Origin of the sequence: Burkholderia sp. Ed8 (genome assembly GCF_040761425.1) — a bacterium.
GTDB classification, from domain to species: Bacteria; Pseudomonadota; Gammaproteobacteria; order Burkholderiales; family Burkholderiaceae; genus Burkholderia; species Burkholderia seminalis.
The window spans coordinates 1,028,788-1,046,614 of sequence record NZ_CP142889.1 but is presented as its reverse complement, the minus strand read 5'-3'; the positions used below and the strand labels follow the sequence as shown (position 1 = coordinate 1,046,614).

17 protein-coding genes and 2 pseudogenes are annotated in these 17,827 nt (G+C 68.2%); 6 read left to right on the top strand and 13 right to left on the bottom strand.

Translation table 11 applies throughout. The features are described 5' to 3' along the window. The 4 genes from VXM69_RS38930 to argH form a co-directional block, all read right to left on the bottom strand. Window positions 1–834, bottom strand: coding sequence for an ABC transporter substrate-binding protein (locus VXM69_RS38930; protein WP_124609303.1), 834 nt, complete (start codon window positions 832–834; stop codon window positions 1–3). 92 nt (window positions 835–926) lie between these two features. Next, window positions 927–1,730 (bottom strand): amino acid ABC transporter ATP-binding protein, encoded by an 804-nt coding sequence (locus VXM69_RS38925; protein WP_367190573.1) that lies wholly within the window; start codon window positions 1,728–1,730, stop codon window positions 927–929. Next, window positions 1,727–2,623 (bottom strand): amino acid ABC transporter permease, encoded by an 897-nt coding sequence (locus VXM69_RS38920; protein ID WP_082744696.1) that lies wholly within the window; start codon window positions 2,621–2,623, stop codon window positions 1,727–1,729. The genes VXM69_RS38925 and VXM69_RS38920 overlap by 4 nt, the downstream gene beginning before the upstream one ends. Beyond that, the gene (gene argH / locus VXM69_RS38915; protein WP_034190950.1) at window positions 2,617–4,050 is read right to left on the bottom strand and encodes an argininosuccinate lyase; all 1,434 of its coding nucleotides are present in this window, start codon (window positions 4,048–4,050) and stop codon (window positions 2,617–2,619) included. Before argH ends, VXM69_RS38920 begins: the two co-directional genes overlap by 7 nt. Window positions 4,051–4,175: 125 nt before the next feature. Here argH and VXM69_RS38910 point away from each other — a divergent pair, with 125 nt between their 5' ends. After that, window positions 4,176–5,054 (top strand): LysR substrate-binding domain-containing protein, encoded by an 879-nt coding sequence (locus VXM69_RS38910; protein WP_124609302.1) that lies wholly within the window; start codon window positions 4,176–4,178, stop codon window positions 5,052–5,054. A gap of 39 nt (window positions 5,055–5,093) precedes the next feature. On the opposite strand, the gene VXM69_RS38905 is transcribed toward VXM69_RS38910, so the two are convergent. The 3 genes from VXM69_RS38905 to VXM69_RS38895 all read right to left on the bottom strand — a co-directional run bounded on the left by VXM69_RS38905 (window position 5,094) and on the right by VXM69_RS38895 (window position 7,699). After that, window positions 5,094–5,624 carry a GNAT family N-acetyltransferase gene (locus tag VXM69_RS38905; RefSeq protein WP_226230065.1) on the bottom strand — a complete coding sequence of 177 codons (531 nt, stop codon included), beginning with the start codon at window positions 5,622–5,624 and terminating at the stop codon, window positions 5,094–5,096. An 89-nt stretch (window positions 5,625–5,713) separates the two neighbouring features. Continuing rightward, window positions 5,714–6,823 carry a DNA alkylation repair protein gene (locus tag VXM69_RS38900; RefSeq protein ID WP_367190572.1) on the bottom strand — a complete coding sequence of 370 codons (1,110 nt, stop codon included), beginning with the start codon at window positions 6,821–6,823 and terminating at the stop codon, window positions 5,714–5,716. Between the two features lie 177 nt (window positions 6,824–7,000). Beyond that, window positions 7,001–7,699: a hypothetical protein gene (locus tag VXM69_RS38895; protein WP_049035171.1), complete on the bottom strand. Its 699-nt coding sequence runs from the start codon at window positions 7,697–7,699 to the stop codon at window positions 7,001–7,003. 370 nt (window positions 7,700–8,069) lie between these two features. On the opposite strand from VXM69_RS38895, the gene VXM69_RS38890 reads away from it, so the two are divergent. The 4 genes and pseudogenes from VXM69_RS38890 to VXM69_RS38875 all read left to right on the top strand — a co-directional run bounded on the left by VXM69_RS38890 (window position 8,070) and on the right by VXM69_RS38875 (window position 10,493). Beyond that, on the top strand, window positions 8,070–8,198 hold the full coding sequence (locus VXM69_RS38890) for a hypothetical protein (protein ID WP_257786220.1): 129 nt from the start codon (window positions 8,070–8,072) through the stop codon (window positions 8,196–8,198). Between the two features lie 29 nt (window positions 8,199–8,227). Then, window positions 8,228–8,344: pseudogene (locus VXM69_RS38885) on the top strand (LysR family transcriptional regulator); the annotation flags it as partial. Window positions 8,345–8,719: 375 nt separating this feature from the next. After that, window positions 8,720–9,976: a sulfite dehydrogenase gene (soxC, locus tag VXM69_RS38880; protein WP_367190571.1), complete on the top strand. Its 1,257-nt coding sequence runs from the start codon at window positions 8,720–8,722 to the stop codon at window positions 9,974–9,976. Next, window positions 9,969–10,493: a c-type cytochrome gene (locus tag VXM69_RS38875; RefSeq protein WP_367190570.1), complete on the top strand. Its 525-nt coding sequence runs from the start codon at window positions 9,969–9,971 to the stop codon at window positions 10,491–10,493. Before soxC ends, VXM69_RS38875 begins: the two co-directional genes overlap by 8 nt. 274 nt (window positions 10,494–10,767) lie before the next feature. Here the strand turns inward: VXM69_RS38875 and VXM69_RS38870 are convergent, their stop codons facing one another. From VXM69_RS38870 to VXM69_RS38845, 6 genes and pseudogenes are all read right to left on the bottom strand, one after another. After that, window positions 10,768–11,655, bottom strand: a complete 888-nt coding sequence (locus tag VXM69_RS38870; protein ID WP_049036684.1) for an ABC transporter permease — start codon at window positions 11,653–11,655, stop codon at window positions 10,768–10,770. Next, the gene (locus VXM69_RS38865; protein ID WP_059557938.1) at window positions 11,652–12,641 is read right to left on the bottom strand and encodes an ABC transporter ATP-binding protein; all 990 of its coding nucleotides are present in this window, start codon (window positions 12,639–12,641) and stop codon (window positions 11,652–11,654) included. The genes VXM69_RS38870 and VXM69_RS38865 overlap by 4 nt, the downstream gene beginning before the upstream one ends. 67 nt (window positions 12,642–12,708) lie before the next feature. Further along, complete coding sequence (locus VXM69_RS38860) at window positions 12,709–13,740, bottom strand: ABC transporter substrate-binding protein (RefSeq protein ID WP_367190569.1); 1,032 nt, start codon at window positions 13,738–13,740, stop codon at window positions 12,709–12,711. A gap of 48 nt (window positions 13,741–13,788) precedes the next feature. Then, complete coding sequence (locus tag VXM69_RS38855) at window positions 13,789–14,715, bottom strand: TauD/TfdA family dioxygenase (protein WP_049036679.1); 927 nt, start codon at window positions 14,713–14,715, stop codon at window positions 13,789–13,791. A 55-nt stretch (window positions 14,716–14,770) separates the two neighbouring features. Further along, window positions 14,771–14,998, bottom strand: a pseudogene (locus VXM69_RS38850) (hypothetical protein); the annotation flags it as partial. Between the two features lie 337 nt (window positions 14,999–15,335). Next, complete coding sequence (locus VXM69_RS38845; protein WP_034190923.1) at window positions 15,336–16,076, bottom strand: GntR family transcriptional regulator; 741 nt, start codon at window positions 16,074–16,076, stop codon at window positions 15,336–15,338. Window positions 16,077–16,235: 159 nt separating this feature from the next. On the opposite strand from VXM69_RS38845, the gene VXM69_RS38840 reads away from it, so the two are divergent. After that, window positions 16,236–17,798 carry a DASS family sodium-coupled anion symporter gene (locus tag VXM69_RS38840; RefSeq protein ID WP_367190568.1) on the top strand — a complete coding sequence of 521 codons (1,563 nt, stop codon included), beginning with the start codon at window positions 16,236–16,238 and terminating at the stop codon, window positions 17,796–17,798. The last annotated feature ends 29 nt before the right edge of the window (window positions 17,799–17,827 follow it).

Genomic DNA, 17,827 nt, shown 5'->3' with positions numbered 1-17,827 from the left:
TCAGTGCGTGCCGTTGATCATCGCCTTCGCCACCGCGTGTTCCTGCAGCCCCCACTTCGCGAGCAGCTTGTGGTACGACCCGTCCGCGATCATCTGGTTGAGCGCCGTGCTCAGCGCACCGCTCAGCGCGGTATTGCCCTTCGCGACGCCAATGCCCGTGTACTGCGACAGGAACGGCTTGCCGACCGGCGCGTACGCGTTCTGCTCGAGGCTGTTCTGGTACGGCAGCGTCTCGCCGCCCTGCACGGCCGCGTCGATACGGTTCTGGCGCAGCTGCATGCGTGCGTCCGACGAGCCGTCGGTGCCGACCACGACGATCGCCGGCTTGCCGGCCTTCACGCAGTTCTCCGCGCTCCATGCGGTCGTGTTGTCCGGGAACGACGTGCGCCGGCTCGACCCCACGCGTTTGCCGCACAGCGCGCTCATCTGCGCGAACTCGCCGGCGCGTGTCTTCAGCGTGTAGAACTGCGGCCCCGTCTCGATGTAGTCGACGAACGTCACCGCGTCGCGGCGCGTCGGCAGGTCGGTCATGCCGGAGAGGATCATGTCGACGCGTTGTGTCGCGACCGCGCTCATCATCTGGTCGAAGCTCGTCTCGACCCAGTTCAGCTTCGCGCCCATCTTCGCGGCGAGCGCTTCGCCGAGATCGACGTCGAAGCCCGCCAGCTTGTCGGTGGCCGGATCCTTGTATTCGAACGGCGGATAGTTCGGCACGATCGCGACGTTCAGCGTGCGCTTCGCGCCGGCGGCCTGCGCGGTTGCGTGGGACGCATGCAGCGCGAGTGCGCCGAACGCGACAGCGGCCAGCGTGCGGGTCAGGACGGATGCTTTCATGGGATGTCGCCTTGTCATGGTGAGTAGTGAAGTGCTGCGCCGGTCTGCGTGCCGGCTCGCTCGGGTGCGGCGGGCCGGGCGGCCCGGCCCGCTCATGCGATCACGGCCGAGATGAAGTCGCGCGTGCGCGCATGCGACGGCGCGGACAGCACCTGTTCCGGCGGCCCGCTCTCGACGATCCGGCCGCCGTCCATGAACACGACGCGATCGGCCACCTCGCGCGCGAAGCCGAGCTCGTGCGTGACGACGATCATCGTCATGCCGCTCTTCGCGAGATCGCGCATCACGGCGAGCACTTCGCCGACGAGTTCGGGATCGAGCGCCGACGTCGGCTCGTCGAACAGGATCAGTTGCGGATGCATCGCCAGCGCCCGCGCGATCGCGACGCGTTGCTGCTGGCCGCCCGACAGCTCGACCGGAAACGCGTCGCATTTGTGCGCGAGCCCGACGCGCGCCAGCAGCGCGCGCGCCTCCTCCTCGGCTTGCGCGCGGCGGCGCTTGAGCACCTGCACGGGGCCCTCGATCACGTTCTCGAGCGCGGTCCTGTGCGGGAACAGGTTGAAGCGCTGGAACACCATGCTCGTCGCCAGCCGCTGGCGTGCGACCTGACGCTCCGACAGCGCGTGGAGCCGGTTGCCGGTGCGGCGGTAGCCGGCCAGTTCGCCGTTGACCCACAGCGCGCCCGCGCTGATCGTCTCGAGCTGGTTGATGCAGCGCAGGAACGTGCTCTTGCCCGAGCCCGACGGCCCGATGATGCACAGCACTTCGCCCTGCGCGACGTCCAGCGTGATACCGTGCAGCGCCTGGAAATCGCCGTACGCCTTGCGTACGTCCACGGCGCGAACGACTGCGTTCGTCATGACGTTCTCCCGATGGTTGACGGTCGCGTCGCTCATGCGCGGCCTGCCGCACGGCCCGCGCCGCGCGCGAAGCGCCGTTCGACGCGGGCCTGCGCGAGCGACAGCACGGTGACGACCGCGAGATACCAGATGCCCGCGACGATCAGCAGCTCGATCACGCGGGCGTTCGCGTAGTAGATGTTCTGCGCGTTGTGCAGCATCTCCGCGTACTGGACGACGCTCGCGAGCGAGGTCAGCTTGACCATGCCGATCAGCTCGTTGCCGATCGGCGGCACGATCACGCGCATCGCCTGCGGCAGGATGATGCGGCGCAGCGCCTGCAAGTGCGGCATGCCGATCGATTTCGCGGCCTCGTACTGGCCGGTATCGACCGACAGCAGCCCCGCGCGCACGACTTCCGACGTATACGCGCCCTGGTTGATGCCGAGCCCGAGCAGCGCGGCAAGGAACGGCGTCATCACGTCGACGGTCCGGAATTCGGCGATGCCCGGGATGCCGAGGGTCGGAAACACCAGCGCGAGGTTGAACCACAGCAGCAGCTGCAGGATGATCGGCGTGCCGCGAAACAGCCAGATGTAACCCTGCGCGATCGCGCCGAGCACCGGGTTCGACGACAGCCGCATCACCGCGGTGACGACGCCGAGCACGATGCCGAGCGTCATCGCGAGGACGGTCATCACGATCGTGTTGCCGAGCCCGGTCAAGATCGAGCGCGCGGTCAGGAACTGGCCGACGACGCGCCACTCGATCTGCCCGCGCGCGAACGCGACGGCCACGTAGGCGAGCGCGACGATGATCGCGATCGAGGCGGCATAACGGCCCCAGTAGCGCCGGCGCACGCGCACGAGGCCGGCGGTCTCGTCTGCCGCGGCGCCGGCCGGCACCGGCGATGCGCCATCGAGGCGCCGCGAATCGGATGCACTCAGCATGACGGCCCCCGGTAGTCGGCCGCCCACGCGGCCTGGCGTTCGATCGCGCCGCTCAGGCGGCCGATCTGTTCGCGCACGCGTGCGGGCGACGTGCCGCCCGCGCCGCCGCGCGCCGCCACGGCCGCGTCGAGCGTCAGATGCGCGCGCACCGCCGGCGCGAGGCGCGGATCCACGGCCTGCAGCTGCTCCGCGCTCGCGTCGGCCAGTTCGATGCCGTCGTGCTCGCACACGCGCACGAGCGCGCCGGTGATCTCGTGTGCCTCGCTGAACGGCACGCCCGTCAGCGCGAGCCAGTCCGCGACCTCGGTGGCGAGCGTGAAGCCGAGCGGCGCCTGACGGCGCATCTCGTCGACGTTCACGCGCATCGTGCGAATCATCCCCGCCATCGCCGGCAGCACGAGTCCGAGCGTATCGATCGAATCGAACGCGGCGATCTTGTCTTCCGCGAGATCGCGGTTGTACGCGAGCGGCAGCGATTTCAGCGTCGCGAGCAGGCCGGACAGGTTGCCGATCAGGCGCCCCGCCTTGCCGCGCGTCAGCTCCGCGATGTCGGGGTTCTTCTTCTGCGGCATGATCGAGCTGCCGGTCGCGTAGCTGTCGTCGAGTTCCACCCAGCGGAATTGCCGCGACGTCCACAGGATCACTTCTTCCGACAGGCGGGACAGGTTCACGGCCAGCATGCTCGTGACGAACACGAATTCGGCGACGTGATCGCGCGCGGCCACCGCGTCGATCGAGTTCTCGCAGGGTGCGTCGTAACCGAGCTCCCGCGCCGACAGCTCGGGCCGCACGCAGATCGCCGAGCCGGCGAGCGCAGCGGCGCCGAGCGGCGAACGCGCAGTGCGACGGTCCCAGTCGACCAGGCGGTCGGCATCGCGATACAGCGCCTGCGCATGCGCGAGCAACTGATGCCCGAACACGATCGGCTGCGCGGGCTGCAGATGGGTGAAGCCGGCGGTCACGGTGTCGACGTGCCGGCTCGCCTGGCCAACCAGCGCATCCTGCAGGTCGAGCACGCCGCGCACGAGCCGGCGTGCGTGGTCGCGCAGATACAGGCGCAGGTCGTTCGCCGCCTGGTCGTTGCGCGAACGCCCGGCGCGCAGCTTGCCGCCGAGCGCCGGCAGCCGCTGCGTGAGCACCCGTTCGAGAAACGTATGGACATCCTCGTCGGCGAGCGACGGCGCGATCGCGCCCGCAGCGTAATCGCGTGCGATGCCGTCCAGCGCGGCCAGCAGTTGCGCGAGTTCGTCGTCGTTCACGATGCCGGCGCGGTTCAACTCGCGCGCATGCGCGCGCGAGCCGGCCAGGTCGTAGGGCACGAGGCGGAAGAAACTCGGATCGGAACGCGACAGGTTCTGCAACGCGTCGGACGGTTCGGACTGGAAACGGCCGCCCCACAGGCGTTCGATCGGTTCGGTAAGGCTCATTGCGGTCGACCTTGACTCGGTTGGATGGCTCCCACTGTAGGCATTCAATTTTTTTTGTTGTAGCGAGAAATTGAATCCGCTTAAATGAAATTTTTCTCAGTATCGTCGCCGCCGACGCTCCCCCGATGCGCAACCGCCTGCCCCCGCTGAATCCGCTTCGCGCCTTCGAGGCCGCTGCCCGGCGCGGCAGCGTGGCGGCCGCCGCCGACGAGCTGCACGTGACCGCGAGCGCGGTCAGCCACCAGATCCGCATTCTCGAAAGCACGCTCGGCATCGCGCTGTTCGTCCGATCGAAGGCGCGCGTGAAGCTCACGCCCGAAGGCGAGGGGCTGCTGAAACCGGTCAGCGCCGCGTTCGACATGATCGCGAACGCCACCGTCAGGCTCGAATCGCCGGCCGCCGTCGGCGATCTCGCCGTATCGACGCCGCTGTCGCTGACGTCGCGCTGGCTCGCCCGGCACATCGGCGATTTTCTCGAGCGCTACCCGGGCATTCATCTGAAAGTGATTCCGTCGAACGACGAGCGCGAGATCCATTCGCCGGACGTCGACGTCTGCATCCGCTACGGGGAGGGCAACTGGCGCAACCGGCATGTCGAGCTGCTCGCGCATCCGGCGCTGTTCCCGGTCGTGAGCCCCGCGCTGATGAACGGGCGCGATGCGATCCGCAAGGTGCAGGATCTCGCCGGGCGCACGCTGTTCTGCGAACATGCGGGCTCGTGGATGCGCTGGCTGGCCGAAGCGAACGCCGACAGGCTGCCGGGCATCCGCATCCTCGAGATCGGCAACGCGCACATCGGCGTCGAGGCCGCGGTACACGGGCAAGGCGTCGCGCTCGGCGACAGCCTGTCGGTGCGCGACGACCTGATCGACGGCACGCTCGTGCGGCCGTTCAGCGAGACGGTGCCGTCACGCCACGCGTACTATCTCGTCACGCGTCACGAGCTGACCGAAGCGCCGCTCGTGACCGCGTTCACGTCGTGGCTGCGCGCCCGTCTGGTGTGACGCGTGCCGCCGGCGGGTACCGCGGCGGCCGTGGTGCGATCAGGACGCGAGGCGCGCCAGGTCGTCCCATACGATGACGACGTTGTGCGACCGCCAGACCGGCCCCGCATCGACGTACTCGCCCGCGAGCCGGCCATCCAGCGCCGCGTAGAAGGCGAGCGCGGCATCGTTGCCCTTGACCACGCTCAACGCGGCGCCCGGATAATGCAAGCGGCTCAAATGCGTCGCGAGTCGTGCGAGCAGCTGGCGGCCGATGCCGCGGCGCTTGAATTCGGGATCGACGTACAGGAACTTGATTTCGCCGCGGCCGCCGAATACGGGCTCCGACGGCGCGCCGGCCATCCCGATGCCGACGATCCTGCCGCCGGCGTGTGCCACGAGCACCCGTTGACGGGCGTCGTTCGACATCAGCTTTTCCCGCCATGTCTTGCCGCGGTAACGCTCGTCGAGAATCGCATGGGCCTGCGCCGGCGCGAGGTCCCGATAGGTATGCCGCCAGACCTTCACGTGAAAATCGGCGATCGCCTGCGCATCGTCGATATGGGCAGTCCTGATGGATATTCCGGTCATGGGAGATTCTCTCGGCGGCCAGGCAGGCGCGGATGCGGTACACGCGGAGGATTGTCGACGATCCGGTCGGCGATGTCGAACGGCCATCCTCACATCGCAAGCTCGAAGAACGACCGCGCGACGACCTGGCCGTTGACGATCAGCTCGACCTCGTGCCGGCCCGCATAGTGCCGCCGCGTCGTGAAATCGCGGATCGCCCGGCTGTGCCGCAGCGCGACGCGCGCGCCGGGCTCGAGCGTCAGCCCCTTCAGCTTGAACACCTTCGGCGACGCCTCGCCATTTTGCTTCACGTACGCGATCCGGTAATCGACGACGAGCCGCTGCGCGGTGTCGGCCGTGGAATGCAGCTCGCAGTCGAGCGTGATCGATTCGCCGAGCACCACCTGCGCGGGCGTCACGCCGAACGGGCCGACGGCAAGCCGCGGCGCGCGTTCGGCACCGAGTATCGCGAGTGCGCGCGCATCGCCCTGCTTCACGAGCGTGCGCAGCGCATGCCGGACGATCCAGCGCGTATGCGGATGGTCACCGCCCCAGCGTTCCGCACGGTCGAGCACCCAGGCCGGATGCGACTTCGCCACGTCGTTCAGGTGATTCGCGACCGAGCGGCGCACGTAGGCGCTCGGGTCCGCGCGCAGCGTGTCAAGAATCGGCGCCGCGAGCGCCGGGTCGGCCTCGATGTCGCGCAGGCGGAACGACCACGGCAGGCGCGGGCGGCTTCCCTCGCTGGCCAGCCGTCGCACGGCATCGTCCGCGTCGTGCGACCAGGCTTCCATGGTGGCGAGCGCACGCGCGGTATCGACGCGCAGGAATTCGCGCACCGCGAATTCCGACGTACCGAACGACGTGAAGCCTTTCAGCGCGTCCATCGAACGGTCGAACGCGTGCCGACCGTACTGCCCGACGTAATCGGGCGCGATGAGCGACACGAATCCGCGGCCCAATCGTGGCGCCGCCTCCTGCAGCAACGCCAGCACGGCGTCGTAGCCGCCGGGCAATGCATGCGCCGCCGCATCGATCGCCACGCTGGCGCGCCTGACGCGCGCCATCAGCGTCAGGTCGTCGAGGCCGTCGAGCGCCGTCGTCAGAAATGCCACCCGGTCGAAACCGGGTTCGATCGCATGCAGCAGGTCGGACAGTGTTCGGAATTGTTGCTCGCCCAACGAATCTTTCAGCGGGGCGGAAGCCTGAGTAGTGGTCATGACGGAAGGGCGCCGGTGTGCGCCGCGGATCAACGGATACGAAAGCGCACAGTATCGCCGAAGCTCGTGCCAATTCCTGTCAGTAGACTATGTGCGGCCGGAACCCTCTCGCGTGAGACTCAGCCGGCACACGTGGATCGCCTCGCCGGCGAGGGCGTCACGGGCACACGCCGCCCTTCACGGCTGCTCGCGCGAAGCGCCTCCGGCGAACCGGTTTCGCCACTGCCCGCCGGCGAACGCAACGACGATCAGCGACAGGTAACCGGCGACGAGCAGATGCCGCCAGCTGTCGAGCGCGGCGCGATGGGCCACCAACGCGACGTCGGGGGCCGGCGCGGCGAGACTGCCCGGCACGACCGCGCGCGTCATCTGCACGAATCCGGCCGCCGACAGCACGGGCAGCAGGACGAGCACGCCCAGCAGCACGAACCGCGCGCGATGGAAAAACGCGCGCCGGCGCAAATGAAACCATAGCCCGAGGCTGCCGTGCACCCACCCGGGCGCGAGCAGCGCGATCTGCAAGCCCTGCGTGCCGCTCGTCAGCAACGCCACGACGACCCGCGCATAGTTCGGTTCGAAGCCGTAGAACGACGTCGCGACGCGCGTGCCGACGACGTGACGGATCAACAGCAGCGGCAGGCTGAGTCCGGCCCACAGACGCAGCCACTCGGCCGGCGGCAGCGCCCAGTGCCGGCGGCCGTAGATGGTGCGGATCGCCAGCGCGAAATGCAGGCCGGCCGCGCCGTACAGCAGGATCGTTCCGGGCACGCTTTGCCAGACGCCGATCGCCAGATGCAGGCCGCGCTCGGCGACGTCGATCGACCAGATGCCGAGCGCGTGATTGATCATGTGAATGGAAATATAGATCCATAACATGATGCCGGACCCGAGCTGCAGCCTTCGCGCGGCACCGCGCACGTGGTCCCGGAACGCCAGCGACCGTGGCGCGTCGTTCGTCGTCGAGGCGGAACCGCGATCGCACGATGACCGGTCCGGAACGTCCCCGCGTAGCTGCTCCCCGTCGCTCATGGCTCCTCCCTGTCGATGCGTCCGGCACTTGATCCGCATACCGCGGCGCGGGCCGGTTTATTCCGGCAACGTGCGACATCCCGCGCGCGAAGCACCTCGCGCGGCGGCGGGAATAGACGCCGTGTGCGCAGGGTATACCGTGTGCGGGCACGACGGATCGCGCTCGTGACGTCCCGCCCCGCTTCCCCTCGCGGCGAGCGGGTTCGAGGAGACCATCATGTCCAACGTTCTGTCGCACTGGATCCTGATCGGCTGCGACGCATACGACGAGTATGTGTTCGTGCCGTGGCTCGGCAAATCGCTGTATCTGAGGACGGTCGCGCTGCGTCGCGTGTGCCTGCTGTGACAGGTTGGTCAGCGTAACTGGACAATGATATGGACCCGAATCTTCTGCCGCTGCTCCCTGCGGCCGCGAAAGAACGGAATTTCCGCGCGGCGGCAGACCGGATGGGCGTCACCCGCTCCGCGGTCGGCCAGGGCATCCGGCGCTTGCGGTTGACGCACGCCGCCCCACGTGAAAGCCCCCGCGATGGTCGTCACATATGAGGCTCGTCAGGTCGTCCCACACGAAGGCGATGATGTGCGACCGCCGAACCGGTCCCGGATCGACATACTCGTCTGCTGGCCGGCAATTCGGCGCTTCGTAGACGTAGACAAAAATAAGGTTGTCATCGTGCGTGGCATCGCGAAAACCGTGTCAACTCCCTGCGATGGTGTTGCAGCGTCCAGCCGCCGCGGTCACGCGTTGTACGCCCTCGAAATAGTCGCGATAAGCAAAGCGGGAATCGTTGTTTGCCGCGCCGCGCCCGGTTGCCGAAAATGTGCGTTTCCCCGCGCGCGGCTCCCGCGTGCAACCCGTGCCCGACCATGACCGATTCCCGCTTTCCTCCCCGCGCTTCGCGCCCCGGCCGGCGCGCCGCGCTGCGCCAGCTCGCCGGCGGCTGGGCGGCTGCGATGCTGCCTGCCGGCGGCGCGCTGGCGAGCCAGCCGCTCGAGGTGCCGCCATGGACGCGTGCGCCCGGCGCGCCACTGCTGTCGCCACCCTACGGCGTGCCGGGGCAGCACGAGCACGACGTGATTCGCCGCAGCGCACGCACGCCTGCGCTGCCCGGTTCCGGCTCGTCGATGACGCCGCTCGCCGACCTGTTCGGCGACATCACGCCGAACGGGCTCGTCTACGAGCGTCATCACGCGGGCGTGCCGGACATCGATGCGCAACGCCATCGGGTCGTCGTGCACGGCCTCGTGCGCGAGCCGCGCGTCTTCACGCTCGACGACCTGCTGCGTTTTCCGTCCGAATCGCGGATCCACTTCCTGGAATGCTCGGGTAACACGGGCAGCGAATGGAACGGCCCGAGCGGGCTGCCGGTCCAGTTCACGCACGGCTTGCTGTCGTGCTGCGAATGGACCGGCGTCCGGCTGTCGACGCTGCTCGACGAGACGGGAATCGATCCCGACGCACGCTGGCTGCTCGCCGAAGGCGCGGACAGCGCGGCGATGACGCGCAGCCTGCCGCTCGACCGGATCCTCGAGCGCGCGCTGGTCGTCTATGCGCAGAACGGCGAACGGCTGCGCCCCGAGAACGGCTACCCGGTGCGGCTGATCGTGCCGGGTTTCGAAGGCAACACGAACATCAAGTGGCTGCGACGGTTGAAGCTGGTGCGTGCGCCCGAGATGACGCGCGAGGAAACGTCGAAATACACGAATCTGCTGCCCGACGGCTGCGCGCGCCAGTTCGTGTTCGAGATGGACGCGAAATCGGTGATCACGCGGCCGTCGGCCGGCCATCGGCTCGCCGCGCACGGCTATTACCCGATCAGCGGCTACGCGTGGTCGGGCCGCGGCCGGATTCGCGCCGTCGACGTGTCGACCGACGGCGGTCGCACGTGGCAACCCGCACGGCTCGCCGGCGACGTACGCGATCGTGCGTTGACACGCTTCGAGGCCGACTGGGTATGGCGCGGCGAGCCGGCCGACCTGCAAAGCCGGGCAACCGACGAAACCGGCTACGTGCAGCCGACCCGAGACGCGCTCGTCGCCGCACGCGGCCTGAACTCGCAGTACCACTACAACGGCATCCAGAATTGGCGCGTGGGCACGGACGGCGAGGTGCGCAATGCGTAAGGTGCTCATTTGCCTGCTGGCGAGCTGCGCGATGACGTCGGGCGCGTTCGGCGCCGGCTTCGGCCTCGGACAGCCGGTCGATCGCGCGGCGCTCGCCGCGTGGGACATCGACGTCGCGCCGGACGGCACCGGCCTGCCACCCGGCGCGGGCACGGTCGCACGCGGCGGCCACGTGTTCGCCGACAAATGCGCGATGTGTCACGGCGCCGGCGGCGAAGGCGGTGTCGGCGATCCGCTCGTGGGCGGCATCGGCTCGCTCGCGAGCGCGAAGCCCAAAAAGACGGTCGGCAGCTACTGGCCCTACGCGACGACGCTGTTCGACTATATTCGCCGGGCAATGCCGTACAACGCGCCGCAATCGCTGAGCGCGGACGACGTCTACGCGGTCACCGCGTACGTCCTCCACCTGAACGGCATCGTGCCCGGCGACGCCCGGCTCGACGCGCGCACGCTGCCGCGCGTGAAGATGCCGAACCGCGACGGCTTCGTGCCCGACCCCAGGCCGGGCCAGCTATGACCCGTCTCGCTCCGCTTGCCGCCGCATCGGGCAGTGCACCCGCGCGCGTCGCGCCATGCGTCGCGCGGATCGAGCGCATCACGGGCAGTCATTCGGCAGATCCTTGTTCGCGTAGATCGGAGAGCATCGCGGCGGCGCACGACGCGGCATCCGTTATGCGGCGTACGTGACACGCCGTCCGCAAGTACAGGGACCCATCCGCCGCGCGCGAAAAGCCGACTTCAGCTTACGTTCCGCATGCGCCGGGATTGATCGCGTCCGGACGCGTCAATACTCAGTGCTGAATGCCCCAGCGCCGCACGGTCGCGCGTTCGAGCGTATCGAACACGAGGTTCTCGACCAGCAGCCCGATCACGATGACGGCCGCGAGGCCCGCGAACACGCGATCCGTATACAGCTCGTTGCGGTTCTGGAAGATGTACCAGCCGAGCCCGCCCTGGCCCGCGCTCGCGCCGAACACGAGCTCGGCCGCGATCAGCGTGCGCCACGCGAATGCCCAGCCGACGCGCAACCCCGACAGGATCGACGGCAGCGCGGCAGGCACGAGAATCAGCGCGATCTGGCGCAGGCCCGTGAGCCCGTAGTTGCGCCCGGCCATTTTCAGCGTGACCGGTACGCCGGCGAAGCCGGTATACATGCTCAGCGCGAGCGGCCACAGCACCGCGTGCACGAGCACGAACAGCAGGCTGCCGGTGCCGAGCCCGAACCACAGCAGCGCGATCGGCAACAACGCAATGGACGGCAGCGGATTGAACATCGACGTGAGCATCGTCAGCAGATCGCGGCCGATGCGCGTGGACACGGCAAGCGACGTGAGCGCGAACGCCAGCAGCACGCCCAGCGCATAGCCGCGCAGCAGCACCGACATCGAGATGCCGGTCTTGACCAGCAGTTCGCCCGACTCGATGCCTTGCACGAATGCGGCCAGCGTCGCACCGAAGGTCGGGACGAGCAGATCGTTCGCGACGATGCGCGCGACGATCTCCCATGCGGCGATCAGCACGAGCGCGATGACGCCGCGGCGAAACCACGCGGCCCCGGCGATGCGGCGCAGCAGCGGTGCCGGCGCCGCGCGCTCGGCTTCGGGCGGCGTGACGAGCGTGCGTGTGTATTCGTCGCGCACGGGCGGCAGCGGCGGCAGGACCGGATCGATCGTACTCATGATGCGGCGTCCTCCGTCGTCGGTACATGGGGGGCGTCGGTGTCGAATAGCAGGCGATGGATCCGTGCGACGTTGTCGCGGAAGTCGCCGGTGTCGACGTTGTCGAGCGAATGCTCGTGACTGTTGAGTTCCGCGCGCACGCGGCCGGGGTGCGGCGACAGCAGCAGAATCCGGTTGCCGACCACGAGCGCCTCCTCGATCGAATGCGTGACGAACAACAGCGTGAAGCGGAATTCGTCCCACAGCCGCAGCAGTTCCTCCTGCATCTTGCGGCGCGTGAGCGCATCGAGCGCGGCGAACGGTTCGTCCATCAGCAGCACGCGCGGCTGCATCGCCAGCGCCCGCGCGATCGCGACGCGCTGTTTCATGCCGCCCGACAACGTATGCGGATAGGCGTCGGCAAACGCGCCCAGGCCGACCTTGTCGAGATAGTGCAGCGCGCGCTCGCGTGCTTCGGCGCGCGACAGCTTGGCGGCGACACGCAACGGAAACGCGACGTTCTCGACGACCGTCTTCCACGGCGGCAACTGGTCGAATTCCTGGAACACGACGACGCGGTCGGGCCCCGGCCCGCGCACGGGCCGGCCGTCGAGCGCGATCGAACCCGAGACCGGCTCGATGAAGCCGGCGATTGCCTTCAGCAGCGTCGACTTCCCGCATCCCGACGGGCCGAGCAGCACGAAGCGGTCGCTGCCGTACACGTCGAAGCTCACCTGATGCGTCGCGCGCACGATCCGCGCGCCGCTGCGGTATTCGAGGCTGACCTGGTCGATGGCCAGCAGGCGTTCGCTGTGCGCACCCGCCTGCGCGGCATCCCCTGCCGGCTGCCCGGCGGCGCCTGTATCGGGGGCGGCGGATGCGACCGGCGACGCGCCGCCGCGTGCCGCATACGGCGGCAACCAGGTTCGGGGAGAAGTGGCGTTCACGATCGAATCTCTTGCGGGAAAAACATCAACATACGGCCGGGCGTCGCGCGGACCAACCATCGATTGCGCATATCGAAACCGCGCCGACGCATAAGCGTCGATCGCGGCGTCGCAGCGTCGACTCCGCTCAACTACCGCCGGCGGTCGCGGGATCGTCGAAGAAGTAGTCGCGCCACGACTTCGGCTCGTTGCGGATCGCGCCGGTGCGATGCATGAACTGCGCGAGCGGCAGCGTGTTCTGCGGCGCGGTCTTGAACTGCACCTGCGGATTGCGCAGGATCTTCAGCAGCAGTGCGCGATCGATCTTCGAACCGTTCACGCGAATATAGGTGTCGGCCGCGCGCTCCGGATCGGCCGCGATCTGCCGTGCGGCGTCGGCCAGCGCGGCGACGAACGCACGATAGGTCTTCGGGTTGTCGTCGCGGAATTTCTCGGTCGCGTACAGCACCGTCGCGGAACTCGGGCCGCCGAGCACGTCGTACGAATTCAGCACGATGTGCGCGTTCGGGTTGCCGGCAAGTTCCTGCTCCTGGAACGGCGGATTGCCGAAGTGGCCGGTGATCACGTTGCTGTTCGCGAGAATCGCGGCCGTCGCGTCGGGATGCGGAATCGCCTGCGTGAGCGGGTCGAGCTTGTCGAACTGCTTGTCGCCCCACTGCTTCGCGGCCGCGTACTGCAGCACACGCGACTGCACCGACACGCCGACTGCCGGCACCGCGATGCGGTCCTTCGCGCTGAGGTCGGCGATCGTCTTCACGTTCGGGTTGCTGCTCACGAGGTAGTACGGAAAATTGCCGAGCGACGCGACGCCCTTCACGTTCTGCCGGCCGCGCGTGCGGTCCCACACGGTCAGGAGCGGGCCGACGCCCGCGCCCGCGATGTCCACCGCGCCGGACAGCAGCGCGTCGTTGACGGCCGCGCCGCCCGACAATCGCACCCAGTCGACCTTGATGTCGAGACCGGCCTTGCGCCCTTCCTTCTCGATCAGTTGCTGGTCGCGCGCGACGTTCAGCATCAGGTAGACGACGCCGAACTGCTCGGCGATGCGGATGCGGCCCTCCGCCTGCGCGGCTTGCGGGATCACCGCGCCCGCGAAGGCGAGCGCGGCGGTGAGCGTGGCCGCCAGCGCGCGACGCGCCGGCAAGAACAAAAACGACATCGGAACTCCGGTCGGGATGAGGCAGGAATGAATGACGCGGCGCGCGGCTCAGAAAGGCGCGTCGCCTTCGATCGTCGTGCGGTACAGCTTGCGGCGCAGGTGGTCGGGCGTGCCGGCGGCAAGATGCATCAGCGAACGGTTGTCCCAGAACACCAGATCGTGGTCGCGCCATGCGTGCCGATACAGGTGCTCGGTGCGTACGCTGTGCGCGAACAGTTCGTCGAGCAGCGCGCGGCTTTCGTCGTCGGGCAGCCCGACGATGCGCGTCGTGAAATGCTCGCTGACGAACAGCGCCTTGCGGCCCGTTTCCGGATGCGTGCGCACGACCGGATGAACGACCGCCGCGACCTGCGCGATCTGCTCGGGCGACAGGTTCGGCCGCCACGGGCTGCGCGCCTGCAGTTCCGCATAACGCGCGAGATACGTATGCTCGGCGCGACGCCCTTCGACCGCGCGACGCAAGTGGGCCGGCAGCGTGTCCCACGCGAGGTGCATGTTCGCGAACAGCGTGTCGCCGCCTTCCGCCGGCAGTTCCTGCGCGTGCAGCAGCGAGCCGAGGCTCGGTTTTTCCTTGTACGACAGGTCGGAATGCCAGAAATGGCCGGCGTCGCCGAGCCCGACCGGTTTGCCGTTCTCGACGATGTTCGACACGATCAGCACTTCCGGGTGGCCGGCCAGCGCGAACTGATGGAGCACGTGAATCTGCAGCGGGCCGAAGCGGCGGCTGAACGCGATGTGCTCGTCCGGCGTGATGCGCTGATCGCGAAACACCAGCACGTGGTGATCGAGATGCGCGCGATGGATGCGCGCGAAATCGTCGGCGTCGAGCGGTTTCGACAGGTCGAGGCCGATGACCTCGGCGCCGAGCGGCGCGTCGAACGGCACGATGTCGAAATGCTGCGCCGCGCCGTCCGGCCGCAAGGCGGGATGCCCGGCGGAAAGCGTTGCGGCATCGCGGATGGCGGTAGTCGTCACGGCACGGCCTCTGATTCGGTCAAAACGCGAATCTACGAGGCCTTGCCGGCACGCGTCAACGAAGCGATTCGGATACGTTTATCTGCTGCGGTGATAAAGATCGCTGCTCGCGCATACGGGGCCGATCGGGGGCGGTGCGCACCTGGCTGAACCGGCAATGCTCGAACGCCTCCGGGAACTTCAGGTGCTCCGGGCGAATCCGGTTGCCGTTCGATACGAGCGGCGCCAGGTGCATGACGTTTTCCAGCTCGCGGACATTACCGGGCCAAGAGTGCGCTTGCAGCGCATGGATCGTGCCCTCGGACGATATCGGCTGCGGCCACTCGCGCAGCGGCGGCAGGCGCACGCGGACGAGATTGATGCGATCGCGCGCGCACCGAAAGGGGGCGATGCTCGCTTTCCGGCAACGCAATGAGCGGAGGGGAATCTGTGCGGTCGCCCATGGTCCGTGCGCGAGAGGAACGGTTGACGATACCGGCATCCGCCCAAGCGGCTTGATCATAGTCAACCTCGAGCGCCCCCAAAATTCCGATTGCGGTGATGCTTCGCTGCCGCGCGCAAATAACGAATCTAGTGCGTGTCGCGCAACGCGGCCAGTGAACGGGCGGCCGCATACCCCGTCAGCCGACGAATCTAGCCTCCACCCCGCTGTGCACGAGGAGGTCGAAACGCTCCGGCCGAATGTGGAACACCGTCGATTCGCAGGTACGGCCGTCCGCCAGGCGCGACGTGCGCCGCAGCACGAGTAGCGGCGAATGCGCGCCGACCCGGAGGCGCTCCGCAACGTCTTCGGGCGCCCCCACGGCCGTGACCGACATGTCGGCGTCCGTCATGCGCCAGCCAAGCACGCTTTCCAGCACCTCGTAGGTCGACATCCGCTCGGCCTGCTCGAAGGTGACGGTCGCGGCGTCGGGCAGCAGGCAGGTCTGCGCGAGCGCGATCGGCTCGTCGTCGACCCAATGCACGCGTTCAAGATAGACGCAACGCGCGACGTCGTCGGCAAAGACGTGGCGCAGGCCCGGCGGCACGTCGCATGCCTCGAACCGCAGCAACGTCATCCGGGCGCGGGCGCCCTGATCGGCGATCGAATCGTGGAGCCCGCGCAGCACGTCGAGCCGATGCCGCAGCCGCTGCTTCGCGGCGAACGTCCCTTTGCCCTGCTTGCGCTCGACGATGCGCGCGTCGCTCAGCCGATCGAGCGCGAGCCTGACGGTCACGCGGCTGACCTGAAAACGCTCGCTCAACTGTGCCTCCGAAGGCAGCTTGCCGCTCGGCTCGTACACACCGCGTTCGATCTCGTCGCGCAGTGTCGTCGCAAGCTGCTCGTAAAGCGATGTCGTGTCGTCACGCACCAGCGTCATCTGGTCCTTCCTCGTCGTGCTGGGTCCGCGCTATGCGCGTCTCCCGATATCGATATGAAAAGCAATTGGAACGCCCAACTTGTATTAATACGTATTATCACATCTCGACAGACGTTCGGGGGCCGCGTTTCGCGGTCCCGACGCCCGGGGAGCATACCAGTGACTGAAAACGCAATCGGCACGCCGCCGCTCGATGGCGCGCAGGCCAGCCGGCCGACACGAACCGAACCGGCCATTGCGCCGCGCATCGATCCGCACGCGACGGGTCGGTCGCGCGGTGCACGGTGGCGTGCGGCGATCGGCTTCACCACCGCGTGGCTCGCGTTCTTCGCGATCGCATGGTGGCTGCCCGCGCCTGCGCATCTGTCGGCCGAAGGGAAGGCGACGCTTGCCGTCGTCGCCTGGGTCGCGATCGTATGGATCACCGAAGCCATTCCCGTCGGCGTAAGCGGCATCCTGCTGCCGATGCTGCTCGTGCTGTCGCACGCGAGCCCGTCGTTCCCGAAGGCGGCCAGCGGCTTCGCCGCGCCGGTCGTGTTCCTCTGCCTCGCCGCGTTCCTGTTTTCCGCGATCATGCAGGCAAGCGGGCTCGACCGCCGCGTCGCGCTGCTGCTGCTCGACCGGCTGAAGGTCCGCACGGCCAACGGCGTGATCTGGGCAATGTTCGCGGTGAACTGCGTGATGGCGCTCGTCGTGCCGGCCGCGAATGCACGTGCCGCGACGCTGCTGCCGGTCACGAACGGCATCGTCCGGCTGTTCGGCGAATCGCCGCGCGAACGCGCCGCGCGCAAGGCGATCGTGATCCAGACGCTCGTGTACGGCGCGATGATCAGCGGCATGTGCATCCTGACGGCTCATCTGCCGAACATGGTCGTGACCGGCTTGCTCGAGAAACAGCTCGGCATCCGGATCTCGTACCTGACGTGGCTGAAGCTGCAGTGGCCGTACCTCGGGATGTTCGCGATCACGCAAGCCTGGGTGCAATTCCATTTCCGCTCGCGCGCCGTCGCGATTCCGGGCGGGCCCGGCGCGATCGCGGCGATGCGCGGGACGCAACCACCCGCGGCGCGCAACGACTGGGCCGTACTCGCACTGTTCGCGGCCGTCGCCGTGTTGTGGGCGACCGAGCCGCTGCATCACCTGCCGTCGGAAATCGTCGCGCTGATCGCGCTGGCGCTGCTGTTCGCGCCCGGCGTGCTGCGCTTCGGCTGGGCCGAAGTCGAACAGCGCACGATCTGGGGCACGCTGTTCCTGCTCGCCGGTGCGTTGTCGCTGTCGTCGGCGATCAGTGCGTCGGGGCTCGCAAGCTGGGCCGCCGATCACGTCTACGTCGCCGCGCGCGGGCACGGCTGGTGGCTCGCCATCGCGATCGTGATGCTCGGCACGCACGTGATCCGTATCGGCATGCTGTCCAACGTCGCGGCCGTCACGATGATCGCGCCGATCGCGCTCGCGCTCGCACCGCGCCTCGGGCTGCATCCGGTCGCGTTCACGATGCTCGTCAGCGATACCGACAGCTTCGCCTATCTGCTGCCGACGCAGATCACCGCCGGCGTCATCGCGTACAGCAGCGGCGCGTTCTCGACGGCCGATTACGCGAAGGTCGGCGCGGTGTCGGTGCTGATCGCGATCGTCTACGGCCTCTGCGTGATCGCACCGTGGTACGCATACATGGGCATTCCCGTCTGGGACGCGAGCGCGCCCTGGCCGTTCGCGCATTGACGCGCGCCGCCTTCCCTCGACATCATTTT